Below are 26,467 nucleotides of genomic sequence, written 5' to 3' on the forward strand. Positions count from 1 at the left end.
ACGGCTTGCAGCGTCGCTTCCACGGCACTGCGCGGCGCAACGTATTCGCGCACTTGCAGGTCCGGTTGCGGCAATGCGCGGCGGTCGAGCTTGCCGTTGGGCGTTACCGGAAACTGATCGAGCAACAGCACGTGGCTCGGCTGCATGTGCTCGGGCAGTGCGTTGCGCAGGTGTTGTTTGAGTGGATCAACGGCAACAGGACCTGTGACGTAAGACACCAATTGCTTGGACTTGCCAACGTCGAGGGCGATCACCACGGCCTCGCGCACCGATGGATGCTCCAGCAGGCAGGCTTCGATTTCCCCCAGCTCGATGCGCAAGCCGCGGATCTTCACTTGATGGTCGATGCGCCCGACGTATTCGATCACGCCGTCCGCGCGGTAACGCGCCAGGTCGCCGGTGCGGTACAGGCGCTCGCCCTGCTCACCGAACGGGCTGGCAACGAAGCGTTCAGCGGTCAGCTCCGGACGGTTGTGATAACCACGGGCCAGGCCGATGCCGCCCAGATACAGCTCACCCACACAACCTTGCACTTGCGGTTGCAGACTGTCGTCGAGGATGTAGGTCACCAGGTTGGCAATCGGCTGACCGATCGGCACGTTGAAGCCGCCGTCGTCGACACAAGTCCAGTGGGTCACGTCGATGGCCGCTTCGGTCGGGCCGTACAGGTTGTACAGGCCAACGTTGGGCAGCACGCGGAACAGGCTCTGCTGCAAGTCCGCCGACAGGGCTTCGCCGCTGCACATGATCTGCCGCAGGCTGGCGCAACGTTCGAAGCCTTCGCCCTGAACGAACGCCTGCAGCATCGACGGCACGAAATGCAGGGTGCTGACCTGGTACTGCTCGATCAGGCTGACCAGTTGCGCCGGATCGCGATGGGCACCCGGCTCGGCCACGGCCAGGCGTGCGCCGGTCATCAATGGCCAGAAAAACTCCCAGACCGACACGTCGAAACTGAACGGGGTTTTCTGCAATACGGTGTCGCGCCCGTCCAGTGGGTACGCGCCCTGCATCCACGCCAAGCGGTTGTACAAGGCCTCATGGTGGTTGGCCGCGCCCTTGGGTTTGCCGGTGGAGCCGGAGGTGTAGATCATGTAGGCCAGCGATTGCAGCTCGACCACACAGGGCAGGTTTTCGTTGCCCAGGCCGTCCAGCAAACCGGCCATGTCATCGAGACAAATCGCCGTGGTGGCGGGCGGAATCGGCAACTGCTCAAGCAAATGACGCTGGGTCAGCAGCAGGTGTACGCCGCTGTCGTCGAACATGTGCTCCAGGCGTTCGCGCGGGTAGTCCGGGTCCAGCGGCACGTAGGCGCCACCGGCCTTCATGATCGCCAGCAGGCCGATCACCAGTTCCAGCGAACGCTCGGCGGCAATGCCCACCAGCACTTCGGCGCCGACGCCCTGGCTGCGCAGGTAGTGCGCCAGCCGGTTGGCCTGTTGATTGAGTTCGCGATAGCTGAGGGTCTGGCCGGCAAACACCAGGGCCGGAGCCTCTGGGGTTTGCTGCACCTGGGCTTCGAAGCACTGGTAAACCGGACGCACATCCGGCCAGGCCTGCGCGGTGCGGTTGAAACCCTCGATCTGCTGCGCCGTTTGTGCGGCATCGAGCAGGTTCAAGCGCCCCAATGGCTGCTGCGGCGCACTGACCATGGCATCGAGCAATGCCAGCAGACGTGTGCTCAGACCTTCGATAGCCTCTGCGCTGAACAGCGCCGTGTCGTAGTTGAAACGCAAATCCAGGCATTCACCCAGCTCGGCGGCAATGGCCAAGGGGAAGCTGGTCTGGTCGTGGTTGCTGATGCCGGAGAACTTCAGCGCGCTGGCATTGCCCTCCTCCAGCGCCTGGGCCACCGGGTAGTTTTCGAACACCAGCAGCGTGTCGAACAGCGCCTCGCCAGAGTGACCGGCCCAACGCTGCACATCCGCCAGAGGTGTGTATTCGACTTCGCGCAACTTGAGGTTGAGCGCCTGGACTTCATCGATCCATTGGCTGACCGTGCGCTCCGGGTGCGGTGTGGCGATCACCGGCAAGGTGTTGATGAACAGACCGATCTGCTGCTCGATGCCTTGCAATTCGCTTGGACGCCCCGACACCGTGGCGCCGAACGCCACTGTTTGCTGCCCGGTGTAGCGCTGCAACAGCAACAGCCACGCCGCTTGCAGCACCGTGTTGGGCGTGACTCGGGTCTGACGGGCGAACCCGCTCAGGCGCTCGGTGGCCGCGCGGTCCAGGCTCAGGTGCAGGGTGCGATGAGCATCGCCCTGCCCGGCAACCGGCCCCGGCAAGGCGCCGGCCAGTCGCGTCGGTTCGGTGAACGACTGCAATTGCTCCAGCCAGAACGCTTCGCACGCGGCGCGATCGCGGGTGCCCAGCCAAGTCATGTAATCGCGATAACCGCCAACACTCGGCGCCGGCATGATTCCGCAATACCGCTGCAGCACTTCGCCGAACAACTGCGAAGTGCTCCAGCCGTCCAGCAGGATGTGGTGGTTGGTGAAGATCAGGTGATGGCGGTCATCGGCGGTCTGCACCAGGGTCAGGCGCAGCAACGGTGCCAATGTCAGGTCGAAACCGCGCAGACGGTCGTCCTCGGCCAGGCGATCCAGCGCTTCGGTAACCTTGGGTTGATCGCACCAGTCGAGCACGGTCAGCGGCAGCGTGGCGTCGGCCAGGATCACTTGCAGCGGCCGCGAGCCATTGCTCTCGCTGAAGAACGCCGCGCGCAGCACTTCATGGCGCTGCAGCGTCTGCTGCCAGGCAGCGCGGAACGCCTCGACGTCGAGCCCCTGCACATCCACGCGCATCTGCGGGATGTAGGCCCCGGCATCCGGGGTGAACAGGCTGTGAAACAGCATGCCCTGCTGCATCGGCGACAACGGCAGGATGTCTTCGATCTGGCTGGCCGCCAACGGCAAGGCATCCAGCTGCGCCTGATCGACGCGCACCAGTGGCACGTCGCTCGGGGTCAACCCGCCGGCACCGCTCAGGCAATGTTCGATCAGCTGTTGCAGCTCCAGGGCGTAGGCATCGGCCAGACGTTTCACGGTCTGCGGGTTGAACACGTCACCGCTGAAGGTCCAGCTCAGGCGCAGTTGCCCGGCATACACCTGACCGTTGATGCTCAGGCCCCGGTCCAGTTCGGCCGATGCGCCCTGCTCGGCGCCACCGCTTTCCCGGGCCGGACGCCACGGCGCCTGTTCGTCGAAACTGGCATCGAACTGGCCCATGTAGTTGAAGGTGACGTGCGGTGACGGCAGATCCTCAAGGCCGGCGTCGGCCAGATAACGCAGGATGCCGAAACCGATGCCCTTGTCAGGCACGGCGCGCAGCTGTTCCTTGACCGCTTTGATGCTTGCAGCCAGATCGCCCGCTGGGGTGAGTTTCACCGGGAAGATCGAGGTGAACCAGCCCAGGGTGCGGGTCAGGTCGATGTCGTCGAACAGGTCTTCGCGACCATGGCCTTCCAGTTTCACCAGCGTCGAAGTTTGACCGGTCCAGTTGCCCAACACCCGCGCCAGTGCCGTCAGCAACAGGTCGTTGACCTGGGTGCGGTAAGCCGCCGGGGCGTCCTGCAACAGTTGGCGGGTCAATGTGCTGTCGAGCAGCGTTTCCACGCTCACGGCATGCTGGCTGGCCAGGCTGCCTTGGGGGTTGTCGGCGGGCAGTTGCACCTGTACGTCGCGGTATTGGTCTTGCCAGTAACTGGCTTGGCTGGCCAATACAGCACTTTGCGCATGGGATTGCAGGCGAGCGGCCCAGGCCTGATAGGCGCTGGTTTTCGCTGGCAGACGCAGGGGTTGAGATTGCTGCGCTTGTTGATACGCGGTTTGCAAATCTTCCAGCAGCAATCGCCAGGACACGCCGTCCACCGCCAGGTGATGCACCACCAGCAACAGGCGCTGGCCCGCCGCGCCCATGTCCACCAGCAAGGCACGCAACAGCGGGCCGTCCTGCAGATTCAGGCTGGCTTGCGCGGCGTTGCACAGTTCAAGCAGTTCATCGGCATTGGCGGCCTGGCGCTGCCACAGCACCTCGGCGCTGTTCCACTGCTCGGCCTGGGCCTGTTGCCAGACGCCGTCGACCTGACGCAACCGCAGACGCAACCCGTCGTGATGTTCTACCAGCGCGGCCAAGGCCTGTTGCAGGCTGGCACTGTCCAGCGGCTCGCGCAGTTCCAGCAGCAGCGACTGGTTCCAGTGGTGACGAGCCTCGATGTCTTGCTCGAAGAACCAGTGCTGGATCGGCGTCAGCAGCACCTCGCCACGCACCGGCCCCTGGTCGATGAGCAACCCGGCGCTGCGTATCGCGACCTTCGCCAGGCTCTGCACGGTCTGGTGCTGGAACAGGTCCCGCGGGGTGATGCGAATCCCGGCCTGACGCGCGCGGCTGACCACCTGGATCGAGATGATCGAGTCGCCGCCCAGTTCGAAGAAGTTGTCGTCGATGCCTACGCGCTCGAGCTTGAGCACGTCTTGCCAGATCGCCGCCAACTCGGTTTGCAGCTCATCCATCGGCGCCGTGTAGGCCTGCTGCGCCAGCGTTGCGTCGGGCTTGGGCAATGCAGCGCGATCCAGTTTGCCGTTGCCGGTCAGCGGCCATTGGTCGAGTTTGATCAGATGCGCCGGCACCATGTAGTCCGGCAAACCGGCCTGCAAATATTCGCGCAGGGAGTGGCGCAAATCGCTGTCGTCGCCGCTCGCGGTGAACCACGCGACCAATTGCGGGCTGCCATTGACCTGCGGTGCCAGGACCAGCGCCTGCTCGATGGCCGGATGGCTTTGCAGACGATCCTGGATTTCCCCCAGTTCGATGCGGAAACCACGGATCTTCACCTGATGGTCGATACGCCCGGCGTACTCGATGCTGCCATCGGCGCAATAACGCGCCAGATCGCCGGTGCGATACAGGCGCGCGCCCGACTCGGCGGCGAACAGGTCCGGCACAAACCGCGTGGCGGTCAGATCGGGCCGCTGGTGATAACCGCGGGCAAGGCCGGCACCGCCGACGTACAGCTCACCGACGCAGCCCTTGGCCACCGGGTTCAGGCGCGGGTCGAGCACGTACCAGCGCAGATCGCCGATCGGCTCCCCCAGCGGCGAGCTATTGGCACCATCGAGGTCGGCGCGGGACAGCGGGCGGTAAGTCACGTGCACCGTGGTTTCGGTGATGCCGTACATATTGATCAGCAACGGCTGCCGGTCGTCGAAGGCGTCATACCACGGACGCAGGCTGGCCACGTCCAGCGCCTCGCCACCGAACACCACATACCGCAGGGACATGTCTGGCGCATTGGCGCAGGCGAACGGCATCAACTGGCGAAAGGCCGAAGGGGTCTGGTTGAGTACCGTGACTCCCTCATCACTGAGCAAGCGGGCGAAGTCTTCCGGGGAGCGGCTAACCGCGTGGGGCACCACCACCAGCTTGCCGCCGTAGAACAACGCGCCAAAGATTTCCCACACGGAAAAGTCGAAGGCATAGGAGTGGAACAGGCTCCACACATCCTGCGCATTGAAACCGAACCAGTGCTCGGTGGCGCTGAACAGCCGCGTCAGGTTGCTGTGGGGCAGCAGCGTGCCTTTGGGTTTGCCGGTGGAACCGGAGGTGTAGATGACGTAGGCCAGGTTCTCTGGAGCGGTCAGGTTCGGCAGGTTGTCGGCACTGGCTTCAAGCAGCCAGTCGCTGGCGTGATCGAGGCAGATCACTTCGATGCCTTCGTTCAACGGCAGCTGCGGCAACAGCGCGGAATCGGTCAGCAACAGGCGCGTGCCGCTGTCGGCGAGCATGTAGGCCAGGCGGTCCTGCGGGTATTGCGGGTCCAGCGGCACGTAGGCGCCACCGGCCTTGAGGATCGCCAGCAGGCTGACGATCATCTCCAGCGAACGCTCCAGGGCGATGCCCACCAACACATCGGGGCCGACACCGCGCTCGCGCAGGCGATGGGCGATGCGGTTGGCGCGTCGGTTCAGTTCGGCGTAATTGAGGGTGACGCCGTCGCAGGTCACAGCGATGTTGTTCGGGTGCGCGACGGCCTGGGCTTCGATCAGTTGATGGGCGCACAACAGGTTCGCCTGATCGCTGTTCAACCCGGCAGTGCGATTCCAGTCGCGCAAGGTGGCCTGCTGCTCAGAGGCGTCGAGCATGGACAGGTCCGCCAAGGCAACCGTGCTGTCAGTGCAAATCGCCTGCAACAGGTTCAGCCAGTGCCGGCCGAGACGCTCGATGGTCGAGGCGTCGAACAGCTCGGTGGCGTAGACGAACGACGCGTGGATGCCCTCGTCGCCCTCGACGGTGTCGAGCATCAGGTCGAACTTGGTGGTTTTCTCATCCCAGATCAGCGGTTCGACGCTCAGCCCCGGCAGGTCCCAACGTTGCGGGCCGCCACTGTCGCGCTGGTGGTTGAACATCACCTGGAACAGCGGCGTGTGGCTCAGGCTGCGTTCCACGCCCAGGCCATCGACCAGTTGCTCGAACGGCAGGTCCTGATGGACCTGTGCGCCGAGTGCCGCGGTCTTGATCTCGGCCAGCAACTGCACAAATGGCCGGTCGGCCCGGGGCTGGCTGCGCAACACCTGGGTATTGACGAAAAAGCCCAGCAGGTTTTCCACGTCCTGGCGGGTGCGGTTGGCAATCGGCACGCCGACACGAATGTCCTGCTCGCCGCTGTAGCGATGCAACAGTGTCTGCAACGCTGCCATCAGCACCATGAACAGGGTGCAGCCTTCGCGGCGGGCGAGCTCACGCAGTTGAGCAGTCAACGCAGTGGGGATTTCCAGCTCGACGCTAGCCCCCTGCAGGCTCGGGATCGCCGGGCGACGACGGTCGGTCGGCAGGTTCAGTGGCGGGTGTTCGCGGCCCAACTGCACGCGCCAGTAATCGAGCTGGCGATCGGCCTCGCCGGCCTCCAGCCACAGCCGCTGCCAGCGGGCGAAGTCGGCGTACTGAATGCCCAGCTCCGGTAGCTGCGGGGTCTGCCCGGCGCTCAGTTGTGCATAGAGCCGGGTGAACTCCTGCAACAGGATCGGCAGCGAACCGCCGTCGGTGACAATGTGGTGGAAGGTCAGCACCAGCACATGTTGCTGCGCATCGAGGCGGATCAAGCGGCAGCGCATCAACGGACCGCTGTGCAGGTCGAACGGCTGCTCGGCGTTGAGGGCGATCTGCCGTTGCAGTTCGGCCTCGTCGCCAGCGCTGACTTCGAGCAGCGGCGCATCCATCCGTGGGTGAATCTTTTGCAGCACTTGCCGGTCGTCGAAAACGAAGGTGGTGCGCAGCACTTCGTGACGCTGCACCAGCGCGCTCAGGGTTTGCGCCAGCGCCTCAGGGTTGAGCTCGCCGCTCAGGCGGAAGGCACCGGTCAGGTTGTAGGCAGTGGCCTGGGGCTGCATCTGCTTGAGGAACCACAAGCGCTGCTGCGCGTAGGACGCCGGCAGCGTGTCGACGGCGCGGTCCCGTGGCGGGATCGGCAGCAGTTCCAGGGTCAGCCCCTGGGCATGCATCTTCTGTTGCAACGCGCGCCGGGCGTCCGCGCTCAAGCCGCAGAAACGCTGGGCCAGGGTCATCATTCTGTCCGGTGCAGCACTCATCGCGCGTGTTCCTCATCCACTTCGTCGAACAACGCTTCAAGGGCGTCTACATCGTTTTCTTTATGTTCACTGTGCTGACGGAACTGCTCGATCTGCGCCGCCAGGCGTTCCAGGGTGTCACCGTCGAAAAACAGCTTGAGCGGGATCGCCAGGTTCAGTTCTTCCTGAATCCGCGCACGAATGCGCGTGGCCAGCAGCGAGTGCCCGCCGAGTTCGAAAAAGTTGTCATGCACGCCGACGCGCTCGACGTGCAGCGCTTCGGCCCAGATCGCCGCCAGGTTTTTTTCCAGGTCGTTGCGTGGCGCCACGAAGACGCTGCGGCGCACATCGAGATCGAGCAAGGCCTGGCGATTGAGTTTGCCGTTGGGCATCAACGGGAAGCGCTCCAGCACCTGCAAGCGCGCCGGTTGCATGTGCTCGGGCAGTGCCTCGGCCAAGTGGCTGCGCAATTCGTTGAGGCGGATGTCGGCGGTGTCGGCCGGGGACACCACGAAGCCAAGCAGTTGCGGGCCGGTCGGGGTTTCCCGGGCAATCACGGCGGCGTCCTCGATGCCCGGCGCGTTGCGCATGGCCGACTCGATTTCGCCCAGTTCAATGCGGAAGCCACGGATTTTCACCTGGTGATCGACCCGACCCAGATACTCCAGCACGCCATCGGCGCGATAGCGCGCCAGGTCGCCGGTGCGGTACAGGCGCTGGCCCGCCGCCTTCGCGAACAGGTCGGGGACAAAACGCTCGGCCGTCAGCGGTGCCTGTTGCAGATAACCTCGGGCAATGCCGGCCCCGCCGACATACAACTCGCCTTCGACGCCCACGGCCACCGGTTGCAGGTCCGGACCGAGCACATGGATGCGCATGCCGGCAATCGGTTGGCCGATGGGAATGCTGTCGTCATCGTCGCTGAGGGGCAACTCCCAGGCCGAACACCACACGGTGCCCTCGGTCGGGCCGTATTCGTTGACCAGCGCCACCCCCGGCAATGCCTCGCGATGTCGCTGTACCAGTGCGTTGCTGCAGGCTTCGCCGGCGACGATCACACAGGCCAGCGCCTGGCGGTCGAGGTGTTCGAGAATCTGTGCGTGGTACGACGGCAAGGTCAGGTAGTGGGAAATCTCTTCGCGCTGGATCAACTCGGCCAGTTGCGCCGGATCCTTGTAGCTGTCTTCGTCCGGCAGGCACAGGGTCGCGCCCTGCCCCAACGCCCAGAAAACCCCGGCCACCGAGCTATCGAAGGAGAACGACGAGAGCATCAGGAACCCGCGCAGCGGCTGGCGATAAAAGGCATTGCGCGCCAAGGTCGAGGCCACGGCGTTGGCATGGCTGATCATCACGCCCTTGGGTTTTCCGGTGGAACCGGAGGTGTAGATGACGTAGGCCAGATTGGCGCTGTCGCCTTGTGGCTCAGGCCGGGTTTGCGCGGCGGACCAGACTTCGGCCCCCGGCATCAGGGAAATTGTCCGCTCACCAGGCAATGCATCCGGCAGCGTTTGGCAGGCCAGCACATGGCGCGCGCCGGTATCGGCGAGCATGAACGCCAGACGCTCGATCGGGTAGTTCGGGTCCAGCGGCAAGTACGCAGCGCCAGCCTTGAGCGTGCCCAACAGGGCGATGACCATTTCCACGGAGCGCTGGCCGTAGACCGCAACAATTTCATCCGGTGTCACGCCTTGGCCGCGCAAGGCATTGGCCACCTGATTGGAGCGCGCATCCAGTTCGGCATAGCTCAGGCGCTGACCGTTGACGCTCAGGGCGATGCGTTGCGGATGCAGGCGCGCCTGTTCGCTGAACAGTTCTTGCAGGAAGCGGAACGGCAATGCTTGCTCGGTGGCGTTCGGGTTGAAGCCTTCGACCAATCGGGTCAGTTGTGCGTCATTGACCAGATTCGCCTGAGCCAGGGTCATTTCGGGCGAGCCCAGCAATTGGTGACTGAACTCGACAAACTGCTCCAGCCATTCAACCAGCATCGATTCGGGCAGCGCACCGTCAAGACACGACAACTGCAACTGATCGCCCTGCACACGCAGGCGAAGGACTTCGGGGTTGCCGTCGTCCACCTCGATAGCGCTTTCAATGGCGGCCTGATAGACGAAGCCGTAACGCAGCGGCGCGGTACCTTCGGCGCTCAGTTCGAATTCATTGAGGCAATCGAGCCACGACAGCGACTGTTCGACGCTGGCGGCAAACGCCACCAACGCTTGTGCCAGTGTCTGCTGGCTGCGGTGATCGAAGGCCACCGGCAAACGCCGGGCGAAGCGTCCGAGGGTGGCGACGGTTTGCTCGTTGCGCCCCTCCACCTGCCAGCCCATCAGCAGCTTTTCCTGGTGGCCGATGCGTGCAACGAATGCGGTCCACAGCAAAAGCGCCAATTGCTCTGCCTCGGCGCCCGTTTCGGCAGCGACCTGTTGCACGCCAGCAAGCCATGGGGCGTCAATCAACGTTGCCTGACGACGAACCAGAGTGACTTCGACGGCTTTTTCGAACGGCAAGCGATGGGCCACGACGAACTGCGATTGCAGGTTGCGCCAGAACGCCGCGCCCTGGTGGCCGATGTCCTCTTCGCGCAGTTCTTCCTGCCATGCGCTGTAGTCCAGGTATTGCAGCGCGTCCTCGTCGTCGACCAGGGTTTCACCACGCAACAGGCTGCCAAGTTCACTCGCCAGCACCCGCAGCGATGCCTCGTCGATGCTGCATGCCGGGGCCAGCAGGGTGATGAAAGGCTGCCCTGCCTCGTCTTCAACCTGCGCCACCACCAGCGCCTGATTCGAATCTTCAACCATGACTTCACGGCTGCGGCTCAAGGCACCGGCCACTGAAGGCTGGTTACCCGGAAGGGTGAGCGGCAACCCATCGCACAGGCTCTGCACCGGCCACTTCATGCCCGGCAGACGACGGTACAGCGTGCGCAGGATTTCATGGCGCTGACTGAGTGTTTCCAGTGCCCTGCGCAATGCCTGAGCGTCCACTGGCCGGGCGACCGGCAACGTCAGCGTGGCGAACAGCGGTCGTGCGCCCAGCTCCTGGGCACGCAAATAAAAGGCCTGCTGGGCCGAAGTCTGGAATACGTCTACCGAAGGTTCGAGGGCGGTGGTGTTCATGTCGGGTGTCCTTATTCCTGTTCCAGGTCGGCGCTTTTCTGCGCGATGGCCATGGCCGTGAGGATTTTTCTGTAGCCGGTGAATTCGTTGCGCGCATGCACACTGAGGATGTTGTCGAGCAGGACCACGTCGCCCTTCTCCCAGGCGAACTCGACCATCACCTCGCGGTAGATGCCTTGCAGGTGACGAATCACGTCCTCGGGAATCGGCGAGCCATCGCCGAAGAAGGTGTTTTGCGGCAAATCTTGCGGGCCGAATTCACGCAGCAGGTTGTCGCGGATGCTGTCCGGCAGGGTCAGTGCGTTGAAGAAGGTGCCGTGGTTGAACCAGATGCGCTCGCCGGTCAGTGGATGGCGCACGATGGCCGGGCCGTTCTGCCGGGTGCGCAGGCGATTGCCCGGCTTCCATTCGGCCTGGATACCGATTTTGGCGCAGTAGGCTTCGACCTCGGCGCGATCCTCGCTCTGGAACACGGTCTGCCATGGCAGGCCCATGCCGTCGCCGTAGTTGCGCACGTACATGATGCGTTTGCGGGCAAACTCTTCGCGCACCGCCGGGTCGATCCGCGCGAGGATCCGGCGGGTATCGCCAAAGGGTGTTTCACCACCGGTGGTCGACGGCGTGTCGCAGTAGAAGTACAGGTGACGCGGGAACACCGGCGAGTACGAGTGTTCGTTGTGCGGGAAGATTTTCTCCGGCGCAGGGTAGTCGGTGGAGCTGTAGATCTTGAACTGGCCGCTGATCTGGGTCCGTGGCGAGGCGCGGAACAGGTATTCCAGGGCACCGCCGGAAATTCCGTCGACACAGCGGTTGAACTCGCCGATATCAGCCACCTGGAAGCCACGGAACAGGATCACCGCGTGTTCCAGCAGCTTGCTTTCGATCAGCGCGCGATTCTGGGTCGCCCATTCCACCAGGCTCACGCCGGACACGGCCGGACGGCACACCAGCGGCATGCTCAGGCCTTCGAACATCGGCGCAAAACTCACCAGCCGCGTCGGATCGGTGGACAGGCTCTTGCGGGCACCACGCCCCATCTTGGGAATGGACTTGGTCGTTGAAACGGTCATAAACCCCTCCAGAAAATGTTGACGGCGGCGCTCAAAGGCGCCGCCGACTGAATCAGTCCGCCGCGGATTGCGTTACCGGTGCGCCGAGCGGCGCTTGATCGCCATGGCGCCGCCGAGCAACGCCTTGCGTTGCTCGTTCAAGCGCGCATCGGCACGGCGTTGCACATCGGCGGCCAGGTCCAGCAACTCACCGACCTGCACTCCGTCAGCGCGTATCAGCGTCTGGAGTACCGCCCGGATCTGTTCGAACAAACACTCCAGCGTGCTCGCCAGGTACTGGCCCACCGGCGTTTCGAAACTCAGGTGAATGTGCTCGGCATCGTTGTAGAACGCGGCGACCATGCCGATCTCGGCAGCCTGACGCCCGGATGGGAAGTCCTCGACCTCCAGGCCCTCCATCGACGACAAGCGACCGACGCCTTCCTGGTAGATCAGCTTGATGTCGAACAGCGGCGAACGGCCGGCCCGGCGCGGCAAGCGCAAGGCTTCCACCAGACGCTCGAACGGCAGGTCTTGATGATCCGAAGCCTCCAGCACCGCCCGGCGACAGGCCTCCAGCAACTGCGCCGCCGACTGCTCGGCATCGACCTCCACTTGCAGTACTAATTGGTTAACGAAGAAGCCGACCATTTCTTCAAGCTCGGCTTGATTTCGGTTGGCGATATCGGTGCCGATACGCACCCGACTGACCTCGGTACGCTGGCGCAGGACGAGGGTGAAACCGGCCAGCAGCAGCATGAACAGCGACAGATCGCGCTGTTGGGCAAAGTCGCGCACCTGCTGGCTGAGTTCGGCGCTGAAGGTGAAATGGGCGCTGGCACCCTCTTGCGCCGTGCGCCGGTCGCCATCGGCGGGCAACTCGAGCACCGCTTGTGGCTCGGCAAGGCGCTGCTGCCAGTAGTCGAGTTGGCGCTGCAACTCGCCGCCCTGCTCCAGCCACTGGCGCTGCCATTTGGCGAAGTCGGCGTACTGCACGCTGTGCGCCGGCAGTTGCGGGGTCTGGCCACGGTTGAGGGTTGGATAGAGCGTGACGAATTCATTGATCAGGACGCGGAACGACCAGTCATCGGCGACGATGTGGTGCACCGTCAGCAACAGCACATGTTCGTCATCCGCGACCCGCAGCACCCGCACCCGCAGCAACGGACCGTGGCGCAGGTCGAATGGCCGGGCGACCTCCTCGCGGGCCAGTTGCTGCGCTTCGACGTCCGGCGCCGGTCGATGCCGCAGGTCGCTGGCCTCGAAGCTCAACGGCAATTGCCTGTGCACCCGCTGCCAGGCCTGGCCGTCTTGTTCGTAAAAGGTGGTGCGCAACACGGCATGACGCTGCACCAGGGTTTCGAAGGTTCGGCGCAGGGCGTCGAGGTTCAGTTCGCCGCGCAGGCGCAAGGCACCCGGCATGTTGTACATCGAACTGTCCGGTTCGAGGTTCCACAGGAACCACAAGCGCTGCTGGGCAAAGGACAACGGCTGGCGTTCGCCGGAGGTATCCGCCACCAGCGCCGGGCGCTCACAGCTGTGTTGCAGCGCCTGCACCTGAGCGGCGAAATCCTCGAGGCGCGGGTGTTCGAACAGGCTGCGCAAACTCACCGAAAGGCCCAGGCGCTGGCGGATCTGCGAGATGATTTGCGTCGCCAGCAACGAGTGCCCGCCCAATTCGAAGAAGCTGTTTTCCCGATCGACGCGATTGACCTGCAACACCTGCCGCCAGATCTGCGCCAGTTCGATTTCCAGTGCGCCTTGCGGGGCGCTGCCAACGTCGGCCTCCCAGACCTGCGGGGCCGGCAACGCGGCGCGGTCGAGTTTGCCGTTGCGGTTGAGCGGCAACGCGGCCAGCAACACCAGTTGCGCCGGCAGCATGTAGTCCGGCAGGCGCTCGCCCAGGGCGCGGCGCACGGTGTCGGTGAGTTGACGGGGATCCGAGTTCAGCCATTCATCACTGGCCAGCACTACGTAGCCGATCAATTGCTTGCCACCAACGCCTTCATGCACCAGCACTGCGGCTTCGCTGATCATCGGCAAGCCTTGCAGATGCGCTTCCAGCTCACCCAACTCAACCCGGAAACCACGGATTTTCACTTGATGATCGATGCGTCCCAGGTACTCCAGCGCACCGTCCTCGCGATAGCGCGCCAGGTCGCCGCTGCGGTACAGCCGCGCGCCCTGCGTGCTGGAAAATGGATCGGCGATGAAGCGTTCGGCGCTCAAGCCCGGTCGCTGGTGATAACACTGGGCAAGGCCGGCGTCGCCGCCGATGCACAATTCGCCGACGCAACCGGTCGGCAGCAGGTGGCCTTCGCTGTCCAGCACATACAGCGCACGCCCCGGCAGGGCTTTGCCGATGGGCACGCCAATGTGATTGCGGGTATCGGCCAGTGTGCATTCGTGAGTACTGGACACCACCGTGGCTTCGGTTGGCCCGTAGGTGTTGAGCAGGCGCACATCGCCCAGGCCGGCGGCGTGCCACAGCTTCAAACCTTCCAGCGACATGGCTTCGCCGCCGACGTGGACCTGACGCAAACGCCCCTTGTCCCGCTGCGGGTGCGCGGACCACTCCTGAGACAGCAGGAACCAGTACGCCGCCGGCAAATCCGCCAGGGTCACGCCATGCTCGATGATCTGGCGATAGAGGGTGTCGGTGTCCCACAGTTCATCGCCGCGCATCACCAGCGCCGCGCCCACGCACAATGGCGGGTAGCACTGCTCGACAAAGCCGTCGAAGCTGAACGTTGCGAATTGCAGCACGCGGTCTTGCGGGGTGAGTTGTGAATAGTGCGCCGCGATCACGCAAAACTCGCGCAGTGCGGCATGGGCCAGGCACACACCTTTCGGGCGTCCGGTGGAGCCGGAGGTGTAGATCAGATAGGCCAGGTCTTCGGCGCTGGCGAGGTTGATCAGGTTGTCGGTGGAATACCCGGTGTCTGCGCCCGGCTCCAGCGCCAGGCGCGGCAAACCTTGCGGCAGCGCTACATCGGCCAGCAGGCCCGGTTGCGCCAGCAGCAGGTCCATGCCGCTGTCTTCGATCATGTAGGCCAGGCGCTCGGCCGGGTAATCCGGGTCCAGCGGCACATAACCGGCGCCGGACTTGAGGATCGCCATCAGGCTGACGATCATCTGCCCATTGCGCCGCACCGACAGGCCCACCCGCTGCCCCGGCGCCACGCCCTGGGCACGCAGGCGATGGGCGAGCTGGTTGGCTTGCGCATTGAGCTGGGCGTAGGTCAGGCGCTCGTCACCGACCATCACCGCCAGCGCATCGGGGGTGCGTGCCGCTTGTTGCTCAAACCGCTGATGAGCCAACAACGGGCTATCGATTGGCGGCGCCGGCGGACGGGAACACGCCAGCACCATTGCTTGCGCCTGTGCATCCAGCAAGCTGACCGCGCCCAATGCCTGTTGTGGCTGTGCGACGAACTGCTCCAGCACCTGCAACAGGCTGGCGCCCAACTGGCTGATCTGCGCGGCACTGAACCGGGTTCGGTCGAAACTGAAATCCAGGCGCAGGCTGGCGCCGACTTCGATGCCCAGGGTCAGCGGGTAACTGGTGATTTCGTGATTGTGCAGCGCACCGAAGGTCAGGCCCGCCGGCGCCCCTTGCTTGAGGGCTTCGGCCACCGGGAAGTTCTCGAACACCAGCAGGCTGTCGAACAGCGCCCCCTGTTGCCCGGCCCAGCCCTGAATGTCGTACAGCGGCACGTGTTCGAACTCGCGCAGGCTCAGGTTCAGGGCTTGCAGGTCGCTGAGCCACTGGGCCACCGACTGCCCCGCTTGCGGCGCGGCGATGATCGGCAAGGTGTTGATGAACAGCCCCAACTGCTGCTCTATGCCCGGCAGCGGCGCGGAGCGTCCGGCAATCGTTGCGCCAAACGCCACACAGGACTGGCCCGTGTAGCGTTGCAACAGCAGGCCCCAGGCGCCTTGCAGCAAGGTGTTGAGGGTGATTTTCTGCTGGCGGGCAAAATCGCTCAGGCGCTGTAGCGCGACGCTTTCAAGGGTCAATTGATGTTCACCCATGCCGTACCCTTGGGCAGGCGTCGGCAAGGCTTGCGCCAGCAGCGTCGGCGTTTCCAGCGGCGCCAGCGCCTGTCTCCAGAACTGTTCGGCGGCCAGCAGCGGCTGCTGTTGAATCCAGCCCAGATAGTCGCGGTATTGCCCCAATGGCCTGGCCAACGTCTGGCCGGCATAGTGCTGGATCACTTCGCCGAGCAACTGGGCGTTGCTCCAGCCGTCCATGAGGATGTGATGGCTGGTATGGATCAGGTGCCAGCCTTCACTGCCCCGACGCACCAGCAGCAGGCGGAACAATGGCGCGGTGCCGAGTTCGAAGCCACGGCTGCGCTCCTCGGCGGCCAGTGCATCGAGGTCGATGTCGGCTGCTTCGATCACTTGCAGTTGCAGGTCGATCTGGCGATGAATCACCTGATGCGCGCACTCAAGCCCCAGCCAGTGAAAGCTGCTGCGCAGGATGTCGTGTCGGTTGATCGCCGCCTGCCAGGCCCGGCCGAATGCCGCCAACTCCAGCCCCTGGATGTCCAGGCGCAATTGATTGATGTAGGCCTCGGCCTGGGGTTCGTACAGGGTGTGGAACAGCATGCCCTGTTGCATCGGCGTCAGCGGGTAAACGTCCTCGATGGCCGGCGCCGCAACAGGCAAGGCATCGAGTTGTGCCTGGGTGATGCGCGCCAGCGGGAAGTCCGACGGCGTAACCTGGCCTGGCGCTGTCGCGCAGCAATGCTCGATCAGCGTCTTGAGTTCTTCGGTATAGGCATCGGCCAGTCGTTGCACTGTGGACTCGGCAAACATGTCACGGCTGAAGCCCCATTGCAGCGAGAGCTGCCCGCCATAGACCTGGCCCTCCACGGTCAGCCAGTTGGCCAGCGGTGCATCGTCGCCCTGAGCCTGGCCGCCGCTTTCCGGGGCCGGGACGAACAGCGCGGCGTCGTCGAACTGACGATCGAACTGCCCCAGGTAGTTGAAGGTGATCCGTGGCGCCGGCAAGTCTTGCAGGGCCTGGCGCTGCGCCGGTTCGCCCAGATAGCGCAGCAGTCCATAGCCCAGGCCTTTGCCGGGAATGGCGCGCAGTTGCTCCTTGATCGACTTGATCGAATTTACCATCCCGGCCTCGGGTTGCAGGCGGACCGGAAACAGGCTGGTGAACCAGCCGACGGTGCGGCTCAGGTCGAGGTCGTCGGACAGGTCTTCGCGGCCGTGGCCTTCCAGCTGGATCAGCGTCGAGCCCTGCCCGCTCCAGCGGCAGATGACCCGCGCCAACGCCGTGAGCAACAGATCATTGACTTGGGTGCGATAGGCCGCCGGGGCCTGTTGCAGCAACTGACGGGTCAGTTCGGCATCCAGTCTGGATTCGATCTTGTGCCCGTGGCGCTGCTGCAAGCTGCCCTGGGGGTTGTCGCACGGCAGGTCCCGGGCGTCCGCCAGTTGCGCCTGCCAGTACGGCATTTGCCCAGGCAAGGTGCCGGCATGCTGTTGCAGATGCGCGGCCCAGGCTTGATAGGCGCTGGTTTTCTCGGGCAGCGCCACTTGCCGGTAAGCCTGTTGCAAATCTTCGAGCAATACCCGCCATGACACCCCGTCCACGGCCAAATGATGAACCACCAGCAACAGGCGCTGACTGCCATCGTCGAGGCTGATCAGCAAGGCACGCAGCAGCGGCCCACTTGCCAGATCGAGGCTGCGTTGCGCTTCATCGCACAGGGCGGTCAAGGCTTCGGTCGAAGACGCCCGACGTTGCCACAATCCAGCTGATTCGACTGGCGCTGCGTGGCGCTGCTGCCAGCCTTCGGCACCGTCGATGAAGCGCAGGCGCAAGGCGTCGTGGTGGTTGATGACGGTAACCAAAGCCGGCTCCAACACCTCAGGATTCAACGCGTCCCGGGGCGTCAGCAGCAGCGACTGATTCCAGTGCTGACGCTGGGCGATGGCCTGTTCGAAGAAGTAATGCTGTGCCGGGGTCAGGATCACCTCGCCACTGACCGGGCCTTGATCGACAGTGCTGCGGCTGTCGAACGCCGCGACCAGCGCCAGGCTACGCACGGTCTGGTACTGGAACAGATCCCGCGGGCTGAGGCGAATGCCCGCCTGGCGGGCACGGCTGACCACCTGGATGGAAATGATCGAGTCGCCGCCGAGCTCGAAGAAATTGTCTTCGAGGCCCACGGGTTCCGCGCCCAATACGTCCTGCCAGATCTGCGCCAGCGCGATCTGCATCGCATCTTGTGGCGCAACGAATGCCTGTTGCGGCGTGGCATCGGGCGGCGGCAAAGCCTTGCGGTCGAGCTTGCCGTTGGCGGTCACCGGCAAGGCGTCCAGCGGCATCAGGTAGGTGGGCACCATGTATTCCGGCAGGCTGTCGAGCAGCCAGGCCTTGAGGGTTTGCGGCCACTGCGCATCGGTGTCGGCGTTTTCCAGCACCAGATACGCCACCAGATGCTTGCCGCCCTGCACCAGCACCACGGCCTCACGCACCAACGCATGCTGCATCAGCCGGGTTTCGATTTCCCCCAGTTCGATGCGCAGGCCGCGCAATTTGACTTGATGGTCGAGGCGCCCGAGGTATTCGATCACCCCATCGGCGCGCTGCCGCACGCGGTCGCCGGTGCGGTACAAACGCGCACCGTCATGGAAGGGGCACGGCACAAAACGCTCGGCGCTGAGCGCCGGACGCCGGTGATAACTGCGCGCCAGCCCGGCGCCACCGAGGTACAACTCCCCCGCCACGCCGGCCGGAACCGGCAGTAATTGCGCATCCAGCACATGGGTGCGCAGGTTGGCGATGGGCCGGCCGATGGGCACGCTGTCGGCGCCTTCGTCGATGCAGGTCCAGTGGGTGACGTCGATGGCCGCCTCGGTCGGGCCGTAAAGGTTGTACAACCCGGCACCCGGCAGCTTTTTGAACACCTGCAATTGGGCATCCAGCGGCAAGGCTTCACCGCTGCAGACGATGCGCTTGAGGCCGGCGCACGCCTCGACACCCGGTTCGTGGATGAACGCCTGGAGCATCGACGGCACAAAGTGCAGCGTACTGATGCCGTGGTCACCGATCAGGCGGATCAACCGCGCCGGTTCACGATGCGCCCCCGGTGGCGCCACCACCAAGCGCGCGCCGGTCATCAGCGGCCAGAAGAATTCCCACACCGACACATCGAAACTGAACGGGGTCTTCTGCAACACCGAGTCGCTGCCATCCAGCCGGTAAGCCTGCTGCATCCAGCACAAGCGGTTGACCAGCGCCGCGTGACTGTTGCCGGCGCCTTTGGGCTTGCCGGTGGAACCGGAGGTGTAGATCACATAGGCCAGGTTCAGTGGATGCACTTCAACTGGCGGGCAGGACTCGCTATAGCCGTCGAGCCAGTCTTGCTCCTGATCCAGGGCGATGACCTTGACGCCCTCGGTGGGCAGTGCGCCGAGTAAAGTGCTTTGGGTGAGCAGCAGGCCAATCGCACTGTCTTCGATCATGTAGGCCAGGCGTTCAGCCGGGTATTCCGGGTCCAGCGGTACGTAGGCACCACCGGCCTTGTGAATCGCCAGCAGTCCGATGACCATTTCCAGTGAACGCTCGACACAGATCCCCACCAGCACATCCGGGCCGACACCCTGCTCGCGCAAGCAGTGCGCCAGTTGATTGCTGCGGGCGTCGAGTTGCACGTAGCTGAGCTGACGATCGCCAAACACCAGTGCCGGCGCGCCGGGGGTGCGTCGGGCCTGGGCCTGGATCAATTGGTGCATGCACTGCTCGACCGGATAGATCTCGGCGGTGCGGTTCCAGTCCTGTACCAACACTTGCTGCTCATCCGCCGTCAGCATCGGCAACTCGCCGATTTTTTGCGTCGAGTCGTCGACTATCGCCTGCAACAGGCGCGTCCAGTGCCGGGCCATGCGCACGATGGTATCGGCCTCGAACAGGTCGCTGGCGTAGGTCAGCGCGGCGTGCAGCTTGCCGCCCTTTTCCCAGGTGTCGAGGGTCAGGTCGAACTGGGTGGTGCGGCTTTGCCAGTCGATGCTGCCCAGCTCCAGGCCGGACGCAGTGCTGACCGAGGCCATGTCGGCCACATGCGGCTGGTGGTTGTACATCACCTGGAACAGCGGCGTGTGGCTGAGGCTGCGCTCCAGTTTCAGCGCTTCGACCAGGCGCTCGAACGGCAGGTCCTGATGGGCCTGGGCGCCAAGGGCGGTTTCCTTGATGGCGCGCAGCAGGTCGTCGACCCGGGTCTGGCCGTCCAGTTGGGTGCGCAGCACCTGGGTGTTGACGAAGAAGCCGATCAGGCCTTCGATTTCCGCGCGGTTGCGGTTGGCGATGGGCACGCCGACGCGGATGTCGGTTTGCCCGGTGTAGCGATGCAGTAAAGTGTTGAAAGCGCCGAGCAACAGCATGAACAGGGTGATGTTGTGCTTCTGTGCGGTGCTGCGCAGTTGCTCGGCCAGTTGCGCCTGGACCGCAAATTCGTAGCGGGTACCGCGATAGCTCGGCATCGCCGGGCGCGAATGATCCAGCGGCAGTTCCAGCACAGGATGTTCATCGCCCAATTGCGTCTGCCAGTACGCCAGTTGCCGCGCCTGCTCGCCCGCCTCCAGCCAGCGGCGCTGCCACAGGGCGTAGTCGCTGTACTGGATAGGCAGCGGCGTCAGCTGCGGTTGCGTGCCGGCATCGAAGGCGTCGTAGCAGCGGATGAATTCGTCGATCAGCACGTTCATCGACCAGCCGTCGGAGACGATGTGGTGCAGGGTCAGCAACAGCACGTGCTCAAGCCCTGCGAGCTTGAGCAAGGTGACCCGCAGCAGCGGACCGGTCGACAGATCGAACGGCAGTACCGATTGCTGTTCGGCGGTTTCAGCCACGGCACGCTCGCGCTCCTCGGCGGGCAGTGCGCTGAAATCCACCTGCTCGATGACCAGCGGCGCGGTGGCCGGGACTTGCAACAGGCTGTCATCGGCCTGACGAGCGAACACCGTGCGCAGGGTTTCATGCCGCGCCACCAGGCTGGCGAACGCCTGCTCCAGCGCCGACAGGTTCAGGCAACCGGTCAGCCGCACCGCACCCGGCAGGTTGTAGGCACCGCTGAGGGGATCCAGTTGCCAGAGAAACCACATGCGTTGCTGGGCGTACGACAGCGCCTGGCGATCCTCAGCCTCGATGCTGGCCGGAATCGGAAAACGGGCGAAATCCACGCCCTCCTTGTGCAAGGCCGCAAGGAACATTTGACGCTTTTCCAGGGGCAACCCGATAAACCGGCGAGCGAGTTTCAAGGAGTCTTCAGCATTCATCTATCGGCATCCGCATCAGTAGGCAGCAGGCGCAAGGGCGCGTCGTCCCTATAAAACGAATGCAGGCGGGAAAAATTAGCGGATGGGAACAAGTATCAGGAGGGAGTGAAACGCGAAATTCTGGGCCGCTGAAAATCAAAAATGTGGGAGCGAGCTTGCTCGCGATAGCTGTGTGTCAGGCACCATTATTGCCGGCTGACACGACGCCATCGCGAGCAAGCTTGCTCCCACAGGGATCGGGTAGAATTTTGGAGTGGTGTTAACCCACGGCAGCCATGGAAAGCCGCCGATGATGCACCTCAAGCTGATCCTTGATCACCCGCAGCACCTTCGCTTCCTGCTCATGGATGAAGAAGTGCCCGCCAGCCAGCATGTCCACCGAAAAACTGCCACGGGTTTCCTGGCTCCAGCCGATCAACTGTTCGGTGGTGGCGCGGTCGGCCTTGCCGCCGAGCACGTGCACCGGGCACCTGAGCAACGGGCGCTGCACCGGCTCGAAACGCCCGCACAGCAGGAAGTCCGCGCGCAACACCGGCAGGGTCAGGCTCATCAACTCTTCATTGGCCAGGATCTCTTCGCTGGTGCCGTTGAGGGTGCGCAATTGCTCGATCAGTTCGGCGTCGGTTTTCGGCTCGGCATACTGACGGTCGTAATCGGCGCGCAGCGTCGGTGCGGCGGTGCCCGAGGCGAACAGCGCCACCGGTTCCGGGCAACCCAGCGAGCGAAACGCATGGGCCATCTCGCAGGCCAGCAGCGCCCCCATGCTGTGGCCGAACAACGCGTACGGCGCCTTGAGCGTGGCTTTTTGTTCCTGGGCCAATTGCAGCGCCAGGCGGCGCATGTCGGTGTGCAAGGGCTCACCGTAGCGCGCGCCCCGCCCCGGAAGCTCCACCGGTTGCAGCTTGAGCCACTCCGGCAGTTTTCGCCGCCAACGGCTATAGACCATGGCACTCGCGCCCGAATAGGGCAGGCACAGCAATGTCAGCGGGGTCACCGGGCTTTCCTCGAAAGTTATCTGTAAAGAGAACGGATGAGGTGCCCAAAGAATTAGCCATGTGAGTAACCCTGTGGGAGCGAGCTTGCTCGCGATAGCGGAGTGTCAGTCGACATCATGAGTGCCTGACACACCGTCATCGCGAGCAAGCTCGCTCCCACAGGAGGCTGTTTCCAGCATTGAATCTTTATTTCAGATGGCGATAGCTCGGGATTGCCGAACCGAGCACCACTGCCCCCGCCGCAATCGCCAGCCAGAACCCGCTGCGCGCGCCGAAGGCGTCCACCAGCCAGCCGGAGCCGGCGGCGCCGATCGCCACGCCGATGCTCAAGCCGGTGACCAGCCAGGTCAGGCCTTCGGTGAGTTTGGCCGGCGGTACGATCTGCTCCACCAGAGCCATGGCGACAATCAGCGTCGGCGCGAAAAACAGGCCGGCGACAAACACCGCCAGTGACAAACCGAAAATGTTCGTCGCCAGCAGCAACGGCAAGGTGGTCACCGCCGTCGCCACCCCGCCGTACAGGAACAGGCGCGCCAGCGGCACTTTCGAGCGCAGTGCGCCGAACGCCAACCCGGCCAGGCACGAGCCGATGGCGTACACCGACAGCACGATGCTCGCCGCCGCCGGTTGGCCCTGATGCTGGGCGAAGGCGACGCTGACCACATCCACCACGCCGACAATGGTGCCCATGGCGACCATCAACAGCATCAGCAACTGAATGTCGCGGGAACGGATGATTGAACCCTGGTGATGCTCTTCATGGGGATGCACCGGCGGCTCCGTGCTGCGCTGCAGGACGAACGCGGTGACACCGATGGCCAGCGCCAGCAAGGCCGCCAGCGGCCCGGCCTCGGGGAATGCCACCACGCACAACCCCACCGACAGTGGTGGCCCGACAATGAAGCAGACTTCGTCCAGCACCGACTCCAGGGCGTAGGCGGTTTGCAACTCGGGGCGGCCGCGATACACCTCAGTCCAGCGTGCCCGCACCATCGCCGACATGCTCGGCATGCAACCGGCCAGCGCGGCGAAGAAAAACAGCGTCCAGTGCGGCGCCTGCAACCGCGTGCACAGCAACAACAGCAACAGTGCCCCACCGCCCAGCAACGCCGATACCGGCAGAATCCGCCCCTGGCCAAATCGATCCACCAGCCGCGACACCTGAGGCGCACAAAACGCCGTGGCCAGAGCGAACGTCGCCGCCACCGCGCCGGCCATTGCATAGCCACCCTGCAACTGCGAGAGCATGGTGATCAGGCCGATGCCGGTCATGGAAATCGGCATACGCGCGATCATTCCGGCCAGCACGAATGCGCGGCTGCCGGGGGCTTTGAACAACTCGCGATAGGGGTTTGCCATGGGACGGGTCTCATCAGGGGACTGCACGTTGCCATAAGGGCTGATTGCGGGGGAAGCGTGGAATTGTTGGTTGAATGTGAAGGTCCCATCGCGAGCAAGCTCGCTCCCACAATTGATTGGTGCAGGCAGTTCTTTGTGGAAGCGAGCCGAACGGAAATACCTTGTTGCCAGCCATGACATCCCCACCTAACATCCTTGATGAACGGGTACAGCGGAGCTGTGCAGAACCACCCGAATTCAAGGAACCAGAATGACCCAACGCATCCATCGCAGCATCGCCTCCCCGCTCCGAAACGGTTTGAACCGCGAAGAACTCTGGGAGGCCGACGACAAGGGCCTGATCAAATGCTGGGAAGTCGGCCGCCAGCGCGCCGCCCGCTTCCCCGACCTCGCCCGACAGTGCCTCGCCGGCGAGTTGCCGGTACTGGGCTGGAAAGGTGGCGTCAGCCGCAGCCTGAAGAAACTCGAAAAGTACGGCTCCCTCAAATACCTCGCGCAGTGGCAGGGGCTGCGTGGGGAAGATCTGGATGTTGATTTGAACCAGGAGCGGGCGCTGACTTACTCGCGAACCGGGATGGTGGTGACGTTTACCCCGGACCGGGCGAAGTATTTCAATCAAATAGCGGAAGTTGAATCCTAGGAGCAGGGACGATGGTCGATTTGCATCAGGAATTTCAAAACAGTGGATTTTTCCACGAAGCACGCATTGATAGACGTTCAGCCGACGCACTGGTAGGCATTACGGCTGGACTCGCTGCCGATGGCCAGATCAACCAGCAGGAAGCCGAGTTTCTCAAGAGCTGGATCGAAGTTCATTTGTGTCATCTGGGTGATCCGGTCGTGAACATCCTCTACAAACGCCTCTCCGACATGCTGAGTGATGGTGTGCTGGACTCCGAAGAATCGGCTGAGCTACTGGATATGCTGCACCAGTTTGCAGGTCTGCCGGTTGGCTCTGACCAGATCTTCACAACGCCTTGCAGTCTTCCACTCGACAACCCTGCCCCCACACTGAACTTGGTTGATCGGATTTTCCTGTTCACCGGAGTCATGGCTTACGGTCCGCGCAAAGAATGTGAATCGCTGATTGTCGAACGCGGCGGTCAGATCGGTGGTTCGGTCAGCAGAAAAATCAACTATCTCGTGGTGGGCAGCATCGGAAACGATCAGTGGCTTCATAGCACTTATGGAACCAAGATCAAAAAAGCGGTCGAGCTAAGAGAGAGCGGTGTTCCTATCGCGATCATCAGTGAAGAACACTGGCAAAGGGTGCTGTTCGGGTGACCGTGGGGTAACTGCATCAGGCTCAGGCTAAAAGATGCTCAAGGCACCATTGAATCTGCACCAACACTGACCGAAAACCGCTCCCGATAAGCCTGTGGCGTCACGCCCATGGCCCGCAGGAAACTGCGGCGCAGGGTTTCTTCGCTGCCGAAGCCGCATTGCACCGCTACTCGTTTGATCGGCACGCCGGTATCGCTGAGCAAACGTCGCGCGGTTTCGACGCGGATCAGTTCGATGGCCCGGGCCGGGGTCTGGCCGGTGTCGGCGCGGTAGTGGCGCACGAAGCTGCGTTCGCTCATGCCGGCCTGCAAGGCCAAGGTCGGAATGCCAAGGTCGTGGGCCAGATTTTCGCTGATCCAGGCGTGAAGTTCATCGAAACGGTTGCCTTCCTGTTGCAGTGACAGGGTCACGCTGAATTGCGACTGGCCACCCGGACGTTTGAGAAACACCACCAGTTGCCTCGCGACTTCTAGGGCCATGGTGCGTCCCAGGTCTTCTTCGACCATGGCCAACGCCAGGTCGATGCCGGCGGTCACCCCGGCCGAGGTCCAGACCGGGCCGTCGTTTATGAAGATCGGGTTGGGCTCGACGTGCAATTGCGGATGCTGCTGCGCCAGTTGCTCGCAACGGGTCCAGTGGGTGACCACGCGCCGGCCGTCGAGCCAGCCGCTGGCCGCCAGCAGGAACGCACCGGTGCATACCGAGGAAACCCGCCGGCAGCCACGGGCATGTTCGCGCACCCAGGCGACCAACGGCGCATCTTGCGCCGCTGCGTAAACTCCCCAGCCACCGGCGATGATCAGGGTATCAGTGCCCTCATCCGGCAACGGTTCGGCCAACAGCGCCAACCCCGCCGACGACATCACCGCCCCGCCGCCACTGGCAATCACGGTCGGTGCGTAGGGTGGCGGCAGGCCTTGCTGGCGGGCTATGTCGTTGGCCGAAGCGAAAACCTGCAACGGCCCAGTGACGTCGAGTATTTGCACGTTGGCGAAAGCGAGTACATGGATGGTTTTCGACATTTGGCGTAATTCGTGGGGATATTGGCGTATGCGCCAAAGCCTACGAGCCTAGAGTCAAACCGTCCACCCACTTCACGAGAAAAAACACCATGACGTTGCAGATCGGTTTTCTGTTGTTTCCACAGGTTCAGCAACTGGACCTGACCGGCCCTTACGACGTACTGGCCTCGCTGCCGGATGTGAAAGTGCATCTGATCTGGAAAGACCTGATGCCGGTCACCGCCAGCACCGGCCTGCTGTTGAAACCGACCACCACCTTCGATGATTGCCCAGCACTGGACGTGATCTGCGTGCCCGGTGGCAGTGGTGTCGGACCCTTGATGGAAGATGACCAGACTCTGGACTTTCTCAAGGCCCAGGCCGCCAACGCGCGGTACATCACGTCGGTGTGCACCGGCTCGCTGGTGCTGGGTGCGGCGGGATTGCTCAAGGGCAAACGCGCCACCACTCACTGGGCATATCACGAACTACTCAAGCCGCTGGGCGCAATCGCGGTGCAAGACCGGGTGGTTCGTGACGGTAATCTGTTGACCGGTGGCGGCATCACCGCCGGTATCGACTTCGCCCTGACCCTGGCCGCCGAGCTGTTCGACCAGGCCACCGCCGAGTTGGTGCAACTGCAACTGGAATACGCCCCGGCCCCACCGTTTACCGCGGGCAGCCCCGAGACGGCCCCGGCCAGCGTGTTGGGAGAGGCTCGCCAGCGGGCTGCCGGCTCGTTGAAACTGCGGGCGCAGATCACCGAGCGCGCGGCGGCGAAACTCGACCGAGAGTGAA

Annotated in this window: 9 protein-coding genes and 2 pseudogenes; 3 read left to right on the forward strand and 8 right to left on the reverse strand. The window is 63.6% G+C overall.

Annotated features, from left to right (window positions below):
* Positions 1-101 precede the first annotated feature (101 nt).
* From J4D25_RS27365 to J4D25_RS16805, 7 genes and pseudogenes are all read right to left on the reverse strand, one after another.
* A pseudogene (locus J4D25_RS27365) lies at positions 102-6,143 on the reverse strand (amino acid adenylation domain-containing protein); the annotation flags it as partial.
* A 33-nt stretch (positions 6,144-6,176) separates the two neighbouring features.
* A pseudogene (locus tag J4D25_RS27370) lies at positions 6,177-7,586 on the reverse strand (condensation domain-containing protein); the annotation flags it as partial.
* On the reverse strand, positions 7,583-10,681 hold the full coding sequence (locus J4D25_RS16785) for a non-ribosomal peptide synthetase (RefSeq protein ID WP_057713935.1): 3,099 nt from the start codon (positions 10,679-10,681) through the stop codon (positions 7,583-7,585). The pseudogene J4D25_RS27370 and the gene J4D25_RS16785, both read right to left, overlap by 4 nt.
* An 11-nt stretch (positions 10,682-10,692) precedes the next feature.
* Positions 10,693-11,751: a TauD/TfdA family dioxygenase gene (locus J4D25_RS16790; RefSeq protein ID WP_057713934.1), complete on the reverse strand. Its 1,059-nt coding sequence runs from the start codon at positions 11,749-11,751 to the stop codon at positions 10,693-10,695.
* 72 nt (positions 11,752-11,823) lie between these two features.
* Positions 11,824-21,030 carry a non-ribosomal peptide synthetase gene (locus J4D25_RS16795; RefSeq protein ID WP_109790566.1) on the reverse strand — a complete coding sequence of 3,069 codons (9,207 nt, stop codon included), beginning with the start codon at positions 21,028-21,030 and terminating at the stop codon, positions 11,824-11,826.
* A 259-nt stretch (positions 21,031-21,289) separates the two neighbouring features.
* Positions 21,290-22,024 (reverse strand): thioesterase II family protein, encoded by a 735-nt coding sequence (locus tag J4D25_RS16800; RefSeq protein ID WP_057713933.1) that lies wholly within the window; start codon positions 22,022-22,024, stop codon positions 21,290-21,292.
* A 187-nt stretch (positions 22,025-22,211) separates the two neighbouring features.
* Positions 22,212-23,384: an MFS transporter gene (locus J4D25_RS16805; RefSeq protein ID WP_057713932.1), complete on the reverse strand. Its 1,173-nt coding sequence runs from the start codon at positions 23,382-23,384 to the stop codon at positions 22,212-22,214.
* 250 nt (positions 23,385-23,634) lie between these two features.
* Here J4D25_RS16805 and J4D25_RS16810 point away from each other — a divergent pair, with 250 nt between their 5' ends.
* Both J4D25_RS16810 and J4D25_RS16815 read left to right on the forward strand, forming a co-directional pair.
* Positions 23,635-24,024: a hypothetical protein gene (locus tag J4D25_RS16810; RefSeq protein ID WP_057713931.1), complete on the forward strand. Its 390-nt coding sequence runs from the start codon at positions 23,635-23,637 to the stop codon at positions 24,022-24,024.
* 11 nt (positions 24,025-24,035) lie between these two features.
* Positions 24,036-24,668: a BRCT domain-containing protein gene (locus J4D25_RS16815; RefSeq protein WP_057713930.1), complete on the forward strand. Its 633-nt coding sequence runs from the start codon at positions 24,036-24,038 to the stop codon at positions 24,666-24,668.
* Positions 24,669-24,706: 38 nt separating this feature from the next.
* Here the strand turns inward: J4D25_RS16815 and J4D25_RS16820 are convergent, their stop codons facing one another.
* Positions 24,707-25,690, reverse strand: coding sequence for a GlxA family transcriptional regulator (locus tag J4D25_RS16820; RefSeq protein WP_057713929.1), 984 nt, complete (start codon positions 25,688-25,690; stop codon positions 24,707-24,709).
* Positions 25,691-25,779: 89 nt separating this feature from the next.
* On the opposite strand from J4D25_RS16820, the gene inhA reads away from it, so the two are divergent.
* On the forward strand, positions 25,780-26,466 hold the full coding sequence (gene inhA / locus J4D25_RS16825; protein ID WP_057713928.1) for an isonitrile hydratase: 687 nt from the start codon (positions 25,780-25,782) through the stop codon (positions 26,464-26,466).
* The last annotated feature ends 1 nt before the right edge of the window (position 26,467 follow it).

This window comes from Pseudomonas sp. GW456-L13 (genome assembly GCF_017350115.1).
GTDB classification, from domain to species: Bacteria; Pseudomonadota; Gammaproteobacteria; order Pseudomonadales; family Pseudomonadaceae; genus Aquipseudomonas; species Aquipseudomonas jessenii.